This window comes from Desulfocurvus sp., from assembly GCF_023230885.1.
Taxonomy (GTDB): Bacteria; Desulfobacterota; Desulfovibrionia; order Desulfovibrionales; family Desulfovibrionaceae; genus Desulfocurvus.
Window position 1 is genome coordinate 1 of the sequence record NZ_JALNWM010000145.1, and the last position, 8,685, is coordinate 8,685.

Genomic DNA, 8,685 nt, shown 5'->3' on the forward strand with positions numbered 1-8,685 from the left:
CGACCATGTTCAGGGCTTCGCGCAGGAAGTTGAAGGTCGTGCGCTCCCCGGCGTGCTCCAGGCTTTGCAGCCCGTCCACCCGCGAGCGGATGGCCAGGTCGAGCAGCACGCCGATCACGTCGTCGGGGTTGGTGCCGCCGTGGCGGTAGGCCCCCCGGGCAACGAGGCAGGCCGTGCGGATCTGGGCCAGGGGATACGACAAGAGCGTGGCGCCCACGGTGCCCGAAAGCACCACGAGCATGGCCTCCAGGTTCAGGTAGGCGCCCGCGTTGCCCGCCAGGGCAAAGGTGGCGACAAACACCGCGATGCACAGGGCGGCGCCGATGGCGTTGGAGCGGTTCATTGCCCTTCTCCCTTGTAGTCGATGGTCGCGGGAGCCTCGGGGCGTTTCAGCTCGATCTCCACGCGGCGGTTGCGCAGCCTGCTTTCCGGGGTCAGGTTGGGGGTGCGCGGCTTGTACATGGCATGCCCGGACACGGTGATCCGCGCCGGGTCCACGCGCCCGGTGTCCATGAGCACGCGGGCCACGCTCTGGGCCCGCGCGGTGGAAAGCTCCCAGTTGGTGGGGTATTCGGGGGTGTGCACGGGGGTGTTGTCCGTGTGGCCGTGGACGTGCACGTCGTAGCGCGCCTTGGCCGCGATGGCCGACACCGTGGACAGGAAGCGCAGCCCCTCGGGGCGCACCCGGGCGTCGAAACGGTCGAAAAGCATGGGGCCGTGCATGCTGATGCGCACGGTGTCGCCCTCCCATTCCACATGTACGTCGGTCAGCGCCGATTCCGTCACCGCCGCGCTCACGGACTCGAACAGCTTCTGCGGCCCGGTTTCGGGCAGCAGGCCGGGAACGTGGCGGTCATAGACCGGCACCTCGCCCCGGCGCGCGCCCACCTCGGAGACGCGGTCCACGTTCTCGAACTCCACATGTCCCCGGAACGCCTGGAGGTAGTCCATCTTCGCGCTGGCGTAGACGAACAGGACCGTGAACAGCACGAACATGGTCATCATCAGGTCCGCCCAGGGCACGGACCAGTGGACCTCGGGCACGTCGGTGTCGCCGCCGAAGATATCCTCCTCGTACAGCTTGATGCGCCGCGCGCGGACCGTGGCCTCGTCGCGGACGGGGCCGGGCGGGGCCGGGGCGGCATCCTGGGCGCTCTGCTCGCTGGACATGCGGTCCTCCTCGTGGGGACGGTTCCCCACGGAAAGCAAGGAGCGTGCCTGGCGCGGGGGGCCAGCGCCCCGGCGCCGGGCGGGCCGCGAAAGGGCTGGCCCGGGCCGCGTTTCGGGCGGAGCGTTGCGCCGCCCGCAGGCGGGGGCGCCGCGCGGCGCCGCGCGGCGTCGAAAAGTCGACACCCCCCTCAGGGCGCGGGGGCGGCCTGTGCGTAGCAGTCCTCGGGGCCCTGGATTTCCGTCAGCAGGGCGTGGAAGGAGCCGACCACGACCTTGCTGGAGATGCGCACCGGGATGCGCCGCGCGTCGGCGGTGACCCAGATGCGCAGGGCCGCGCCCGGGCTTTTGCGGAACACCCCGCCCACATGGGACAGGTCGGGCTCCACGAGATAGCAGTCGAAGGTCCCGGCGGGCACCTCGACGGTTTCGCGGCCCAGCACCGTGGCCCGGCCCAGGACGCACTTCACACCGTCGGTCACCGGGCGCAGCACCGTGGCGCCCACCTTGAGGGGCATGACGCGGAAGGCGTAGAACACCGACAGGGGATCGAAGGTGCCGGGGTAGACGCCGATGGGCTCCTTGGGGCCGTTGACGGTGTTGGAATAGCGGGCCTTGAAGCGGTCCCAGTCGAAGCGCACGGTGATGTCGCGCTCGTAGGAGCCCTCGCGCTGCTCCTTCAGGTAGAGCAGCGAGCGGTTCAGGCCGGTGTCGGTGAAGGCGTCCACCCGGTCGCGGACCTTGTAGAAGAAATCCACGAACTCGGTGGTCCGGGCGCGCATGCGGAAATGCAGGGCGGGGGTGCCGTCCACCTCCGTCGGAGGCAGGACTTCGATGGAGGACTCCCCGGCGGTCAGGGCGGCCCAGCGCAGGGTGTAGACCAGGCGTTCGCCCGCGCAGAAGGGCAGGCCCTCCAGGGCCCGGGCGGGCCCGGGGCGCAGGGCCGCAAGGAGCAGCAGCAGCCCGCAGGCCAGCAGGCGCGCGGCGCGCGGCGGTCGGTGTGTGCTTCGGTGCATGGGCCAGGATACACCAACCCCGGCCCGGAGAAAAGGGGGCGCCGGGGGAGCGGTGGACCGCTCCCCCGGCGCGGGGGTTGTTTGTATCTCGCCGGAGCCGTTATGCCTTGGTGATGGTGATGAAGTGCTCCTGCATGGCGATGGCGCCGCCGGCCGGATCGATCTTGTCCAGCCCGCCGGTCATCAGCTCCTGGTCGGCGATGCCCCGGGAGGAGCGCGATTCCGCCGGGATGCGGTGGCCGAAGCCGTGGACCATGAAGGCCGCCTCGGGGTGGATGAAGTTCGTCACCAGGGCTACGGACTGGGCCGAGTAGCCGCCGCCCGAAACGGTGATGGCGTCGCCGTCGGCCACGCCCAGGGCCTTGGCCCGGTCGGTGTGGATCCACACCGGGTTCACGGGCATCTGCTCGTTGAGCATGGTGTTGTTCACGGTGTGGCCCTGGGTGTGCAGCGCGCAGCGGCCGAAGGCGATGCGGAACTGGCCCTCGGGCGGCGCCGCCGGGCTCTGGTAGGGCAGCAGCGAGGCCAGGCCCATGTCTTCGAGCTTCTGGCAGACGACCTCCAGCTTGCCCGAGGGCGTGCCGAACTTCAGCTCGTCCCAGGTGCGGTACTTGGGCTTGTCGCACAGCCAGATCTCGCCCGTGGCGTCGAAGTCCTCGGGGGTGTAGCCCGTGCCGTCGAGCTGGTAGTTCCACATGTCGCGGGCGCTGGCGAAGGCCAGCTCGGGGCGGCCCAGGCGCTTGGCCAGCCCGCCGAGGATCTCCCATTCGGCCCTGGTGTCGTAGCGCGGCTCCACCGCGCGGTCGCGGCGGAAGAAGTAGGCCTTGACGCCCTTCTTGGTGGCGATGGGCGACTCGCGCTCCAGGTAGGTGCTAAGGGGCAGGATCACGTCGGCGTACCACGCGGTGTCGGACCAGCTGAAGGTCGTGGCCACCAGCAGATCGAGCTTCTCCCAGATCTTCTTCATCCGCGCCTGGTCGGGCATGGCGTGCAGCGGGTCGTGGCGATGCACGATGTAGGCCTTGACGGGGTAGGGGTCGCCGCTCTCGATGGCCTCGTAGGCCTTGTTGATCAGGCCGGGGCCCGCGTCGATGTGCTTGAGCTTCCAGCCCGCGCCGTCGGCGCGCTTTTCCTCGGGCTTGGGGAACATGGCCGCGAAGGACTTGAGGCCCTTCTTGCCGAAGTCGCCGGGGCCGTTGACGATGGGCAGGCCGCCCTTGGCGCCGATGGACCCCAGCAGGGCGTTGATGAGGTAGGCCGTGCGGCTGACGTAGAAGGACGTGGTGTAGCGCGCGGTCATCCAGCCGGGGTGCCAGATGACGGCGGGGGCGGCGGCCTTGAGCTCCTTGCAGAACTTGACCAGCGCCTCGGCGCCGACGCCGGTTTCCTCGGCGGCCCACTCGGGGGTGTAGGGCTCGACGAATTCCTGCAGGGTCTCCAGGCCCTCGATGAAGCGCTCGGCGTACGCCTTGTCGTACCAGCCGTTGTTCAGCAGGACGTGGATGACGGCCAGGTTGAGGGCGTAGTCCGTGCCGGGGCGGATGAGGAAGAAGTTGTCGGCCTTGGTGGCGCTGACGTTGGCCCGGATGTCGATGCAGGTGATCCTGCCCCCGTCTTCCTTGCTGGCCAGGACGCCGTTGACTTCCTTGACGTTGATGGCCTCGAAGATGTTGCGCGTCTGCAGGACGAGGTGCTTGCAGTTCTTGTAGTCGTAGCCGACACCCTTGCGGCCGATGCCCATGACCGACTTGGCGGCGTGCAGCACGTTGCGCGCGCAGGCGGCGTCGTGGTTGCAATAGTTGGGCGAGCCCACGGCGCGCATGAAGGCCTGGTGCAGGTCGGCGAAGGGGCCGCCGCGGTCGGACCACAGCACCGCGCGCGCGCCGTGCTCGGCGATGACCGCCTTGAGCTTGTCGGCCACATAGTCCAGGGCCTCGTCCCAGCTCACTGTCTTCCACTTGCCCTCGCCGCGCGCGCCCTGGCGGATCATGGGCGCCTGGGGGCGCTCCTCGTCCATGAGCAGGGCGTAGCCCGCTCCGCCGCGCGGGCACAGGCCCCCGGCCATGCCGGGGTCGTGGGGGTTGCCCTGGATGAAGCTGACGTTGCCGTCCTCGGTCTCCACCATGATGGGGCAGCGCACGGAACACATGCCGCAGACGCTGTAGACGGTTTTCTTGGCCATGGCGTTTCTCCCTTCGTCCTGCCCTGCGGGCGGCTGTACAAAAAACGTTCGGGTTGGAGTGGGCGGGCCGCGCGGCGGGGCGCGGTATCCGTACCTACGCCGTGTACAGCAGTCCGCGAGGCGCTGACAACCGATTCCGGCCTATTTGTGAATAAAAGAATTTGCGCTTTTCATGGCGCGGGGATCGATGTGTTAGTTAATTATTCAAGGATGTTATAATTTTGGAGGACATCCGGGCCGCCCGGGGACGGCGAAAAACGTGCGGGTGCCTCTTCCGGTGCCCGGCGCGCGCCCCGCGCGCGCCGGGCGGGGGCCGGGGGCGCTCCCGGCCGGGGGGCAGGGGCTCCGCCCCGGCCCCTGGGCGGAGAAAAGTTCCCGGATTTCAAGGTTTGGCGCGACCCAGCCTGTTGCGGGCAAAGGCGAGCGAAGCAGTCGGAATGCAGTGCCATAGTGTGCGTATGTTCGCCCGCCGCAGGAAAGAGGGCCCCTATAATGATATAGTTCCTGGGCATGTGAAATATATCCAAAAATGGAACCGGGCTTGACACAGACTGTGAAAATGTGGTTCGGAGTACTAGCCTCTGAGAGGAAATGCCTGTTTTTACAGGCGCTGCGGCCGCAGGAAGCGATGTGGGGTGTCGCTTTCCGGCCTTTCCCGCGAAGCGTCGAATACCAAGGAGAGAAGGCAATGGCCTTCACCCGGCTGAATCTGGCAAGCGCGGCGGCCCGTATCGCGGCCGCCTCGTTCGTTGTCGTTCGTTCGGGTTCGTCCTGGCGCGCGCTTCCCGGCGGCGTGGTGGCGCCGTCGGCCGCCCGGCGGGCGGGCTGGGCCGAGGTCCGCCGCGGTCCGGGGGCCGCGTCCCTCCCCGGGTAGGAGGCGTTCCGTCCGTGCGCCCCCTTGGGCGGGGCGCGGTAGTTGTCGCAATGTTTTCAAAGGTGTGTGGCCCAATCAACAGAGAGGATGTGTCCCGTGCAAACGCGCTACAAGCCGATCGCCATCGTCGCGGTGCTCCTGGGAGCACTGGGGGTGGGGGGGTACCTGACTCCGGGTTCCACGGAGGAGATGCCCACCCGCCTGCTTTTCGAGAACGCGGGTGGCAAGGTGATCTTCACCCACAAGGTACATGCGGAAAAGTACCAGATCCCCTGCCAGCAATGCCATCACGAGAGCGACGAGCCCTCGAGCAAGCCCATGCCCTGCGGCGCCTGCCACCCGGCCTCCTATGAGGAGGGGTTCATCGCCGGACACCAGCAGGCCATGGACCAGCAGTACTGCAACCGCTGCCACCACGCCGAGCTGTCCGAGCTGAAGTTCGACCACGAAGGGCACAAGGATTATGTGGACGGCTGCACCGACTGCCACCACGACAGTTCCATCGAGCCCGAGCCGTCGGCCTGTTCCGACTGCCACCAGGATGAGGGCGACGAGTCCATGCCCTCGCACATGGACGCGACACACAAGCGCTGCGCCGACTGCCACGCCGACATGTTCGAGCAGAAGCTCGCGGGGTGTGAGAACTGCCACGGCATGGAGAAGGGCGGATCCATGTATCCCGCCTGTTCCTCCTGCCACTTCGAATCCAAGGACATCCCCCTGGCCGCCCGCATGGAGGCCTACCATGTGGGATGCATGCAGTGTCACAAGGAAAAGGGCGCCGGCCCCCACACCCCCGAAGACTGCAACAAGTGCCATTTCCGGTGAGCGCCATGACCAAGCCGACCTTCAGCCTTCTTACCGGTGACAGCGGCCCCGTGCAGGCCGGCCCCGAGTCCGGGGTCGTGCGCATCCCCCTGCGCGGCCATTCCACCAAGACCATCAAGAAAAAAGAAGCGGTGAACCCCGGAACGCTGGTGGCCGGGCATCCCGGCCCCTCCGTGGGCGACGCCCACTCGCCCGTTCGCGGCGTGGTCACCGACATAAACGACTTCGAGATCGTCATCACCGCCGGAACGCCCCGGCCCACGCCGGGCAGACCGGCCGAGCCCGGCGCCCCCGACGTGGAGCCCGTGAGCCTGGACGGCCTGTCGCGCGACGACCTCAAGAAGGCCCTCAAGGGCCTGGGCGTCTCCCCCTCGGCCTTCCTCAAGGCCCCGACCCTGATCGTCAACGGCCTGAACCCCGAGCCCGGCACCGGCGTGGCCGAGGTGCTGCTGGCCCAGTGCAAGGCGACCCTGGAAAAGGGCCTGTCCGTGGCGCAGCGGCTGGTGGAGCCCGCCACCGTGCTGCTGGCCGTGCCTGCGGGCAGCTCCGCCACCCTGGCGGCCTGCACCGCCAAGCCCGTGGCCCCGGTCTACCCCAACAGCCTGGACCCCCTGGTGGTCAAGGCCCTGACCGGCAAGGAATCCATGGGCGGCGTGACGGTGGTCAGCGTCATGGATCTCTACGGCCTGGGCCGGGTGGCCGAAACCGGGCTGCCCCTGACCGAGACCGTGCTCACCGTGGGCGGCAAGGCCCTGGTGGTCAAGGTCGGCACGCCGCTGGCCGATGTGCTGGAGCTGGCGGGCATTGCCCCGGCCCCCGGCGACCGGGTGGTGGCGGGCGGCCCGCTGCGCGGCCAGGCCGTGGCCGCCCTGGACCGGGGCGTGGCCAAGGGCGACTACGCCCTGACCGTCGTGCCCGAGGCGGCCTTCCCGCCGGTGACCGACAAGGCCTGCATCAACTGCGGCGAATGCGCGCTGGTCTGTCCGTCGCGGATCCTGCCCGGATTCGTCAGCCGTTTCGTCGAGTTCAAGATGTTCGACAAGGCCAAGGACTACCACATCGAGGCCTGCATGGAGTGCGGCCTGTGCGGCTATGTCTGCACGGCCCGCAGGCCCCTGTTGCAGTTCATCCGGCTGGGCAAGCAGACCCTGGAACTTCAGGCCTCGGCCCTCACCGCCTGCCGCCTGCAGGGCGAGTAACCGAGAAGAGAGGACGCTCCAATGGCGAAAGAGGCAACCGCTCCCACCCTGTACACCGTGGCCGCGCCGCCGCACTGGCACTGCGGGCGCACCGTCACCGGGGTCATGCAGCAGTATATCCTGGCCCTTGTCCCTGCCGCCGTCATGGCGGTGGTCTACTACGGCCTGCCCGCCCTGCGGGTCATGGCCCTGTCGTGCGCGACGGCCGTGGCCGTCGAGGCCCTGTGCTGCCGGGTCATGGACCGCGAGTCCAGCGTGGACGACTTCCACGCCGTGCTCGTGGGCCTGCTCCTGGCCTTCCTGCTCCCGGCCATGGCGCCGTGGTGGCTGGTGGTCATGGGCTCGGCCCTGGCCATCATCATCGGCAAGATGTTCTTTGGCGGGCTTGGCGGCAACCCGCTTTGCCCGGCCGTCGTGGGCTGGGCCATCGTCGCCCTGTCCTGGAAAACCCAGGCCGACCCCGACGCCATGGTGCTCTCCACCATGCTCGTCAACCCCCTGACTCAGCTCAAGTATCTCGGGCTCGAAGCGGCCGGGCAGGTCAGCCTGACGGACATGCTCCTGGGGCGCCAGCTCGGCGGCCTGGGCGCCACGCAGGTGCTGGCGCTCTTTGCCGGCGGGTTCTACCTGATCTCGCGCGGCCTGCTGCGCTGCTACGTTCCGCTGGCCTTCCTGGCCGGAGTCCTGCTGGCGGGGCTGGCGTTCTCCCTGGCCGACCCCGGGGCGCAGCCCGGCCCGCTGTTCCATCTGTTCACCGGCAGCGTGGTCCTGGCCGCTTTCTTCCTGGCCACGGACCCCAGCTCCTCGCCGGTCACCCGCCCGGGCATGGTCGCCTTCGGGCTCACCGCCGGTGTGATGACCGTGCTCATCCGGGTCTACGGCATCTACCCCGACGGGACGCCCTTCGCGGTGCTCTTCGCGGCCCTGTTCACCCCGGTGTTCGATCTCCTGCGGCCCAAACCCTTCGGCGCGAGGTGAGCCATGCGTGAAATAATCAGCATGATCGTGGTGCTCTCGCTCATCAGCGGAGCTTCGGGCCTGTCCCTGGCCTATCTCAAGGAGGTCACGGCCAAGCCCATCGAGGACCAAGTTCTCTTCTACGTCCAGGGCCCGGCCATCAAGAGCGTGTTCTCCGACGCGGACAACGACCCCCTGGCCGAGCGCAAGAGCTTCGACACCCCCAACGGCCCGGTGACCGTTTTCCCGGCCAAGAAGGGCGGTCAGCTCGTGGCCGTGGCCCTGGAGGCCTTCGGCGTGGGCTTTGGCGGCGACATCGGGGTCATCGTCGGCTTCGATCTGGCCCAGGACACCCTGGCGGGCATCGGCGTGACCACCCTCAAGGAAACGCCGGGCCTGGGCACGCGCGTGGCCGAGCCCAAGTTCCAGATGCAGTTCAAGGGCCTGGCCCTGGACCGCGTC

At 68.5% G+C, this 8,685-nt stretch carries 7 protein-coding genes and 1 pseudogene; 4 read left to right on the top strand and 4 right to left on the bottom strand.

Going from position 1 to position 8,685, the window contains the following annotated elements; translation table 11 throughout:
- From M0P34_RS10815 to M0P34_RS10830, 4 genes and pseudogenes are all read right to left on the bottom strand, one after another.
- Window positions 1-343 (bottom strand): annotated as a pseudogene (locus tag M0P34_RS10815) (flagellar motor protein MotA); the annotation flags it as partial.
- Complete coding sequence (locus M0P34_RS10820; protein ID WP_291498931.1) at window positions 340-1,170, bottom strand: OmpA family protein; 831 nt, start codon at window positions 1,168-1,170, stop codon at window positions 340-342. The gene M0P34_RS10820 and the pseudogene M0P34_RS10815, both read right to left, overlap by 4 nt.
- A 188-nt stretch (window positions 1,171-1,358) precedes the next feature.
- Window positions 1,359-2,183, bottom strand: coding sequence for a DUF3108 domain-containing protein (locus M0P34_RS10825; protein WP_291498933.1), 825 nt, complete (start codon window positions 2,181-2,183; stop codon window positions 1,359-1,361).
- A 100-nt stretch (window positions 2,184-2,283) separates the two neighbouring features.
- The gene (locus tag M0P34_RS10830) at window positions 2,284-4,365 is read right to left on the bottom strand and encodes a molybdopterin-dependent oxidoreductase (protein ID WP_291498935.1); all 2,082 of its coding nucleotides are present in this window, start codon (window positions 4,363-4,365) and stop codon (window positions 2,284-2,286) included.
- Window positions 4,366-5,335: 970 nt separating this feature from the next.
- Between M0P34_RS10830 and M0P34_RS10835 the strand changes: the two genes are divergently transcribed.
- From M0P34_RS10835 to rnfG, 4 genes are all read left to right on the top strand, one after another.
- Window positions 5,336-6,067, top strand: coding sequence for a cytochrome c3 family protein (locus M0P34_RS10835; protein ID WP_291498937.1), 732 nt, complete (start codon window positions 5,336-5,338; stop codon window positions 6,065-6,067).
- 5 nt (window positions 6,068-6,072) lie between these two features.
- Window positions 6,073-7,266, top strand: a complete 1,194-nt coding sequence (locus M0P34_RS10840; RefSeq protein WP_291498939.1) for a 4Fe-4S dicluster domain-containing protein — start codon at window positions 6,073-6,075, stop codon at window positions 7,264-7,266.
- 21 nt (window positions 7,267-7,287) lie between these two features.
- Window positions 7,288-8,244 (top strand): RnfABCDGE type electron transport complex subunit D, encoded by a 957-nt coding sequence (locus M0P34_RS10845; protein WP_291498941.1) that lies wholly within the window; start codon window positions 7,288-7,290, stop codon window positions 8,242-8,244.
- 3 nt (window positions 8,245-8,247) lie between these two features.
- On the top strand, window positions 8,248-8,685 hold a 438-nt coding region (gene rnfG / locus M0P34_RS10850; RefSeq protein WP_291498943.1), incomplete at its 3' end, for an RnfABCDGE type electron transport complex subunit G.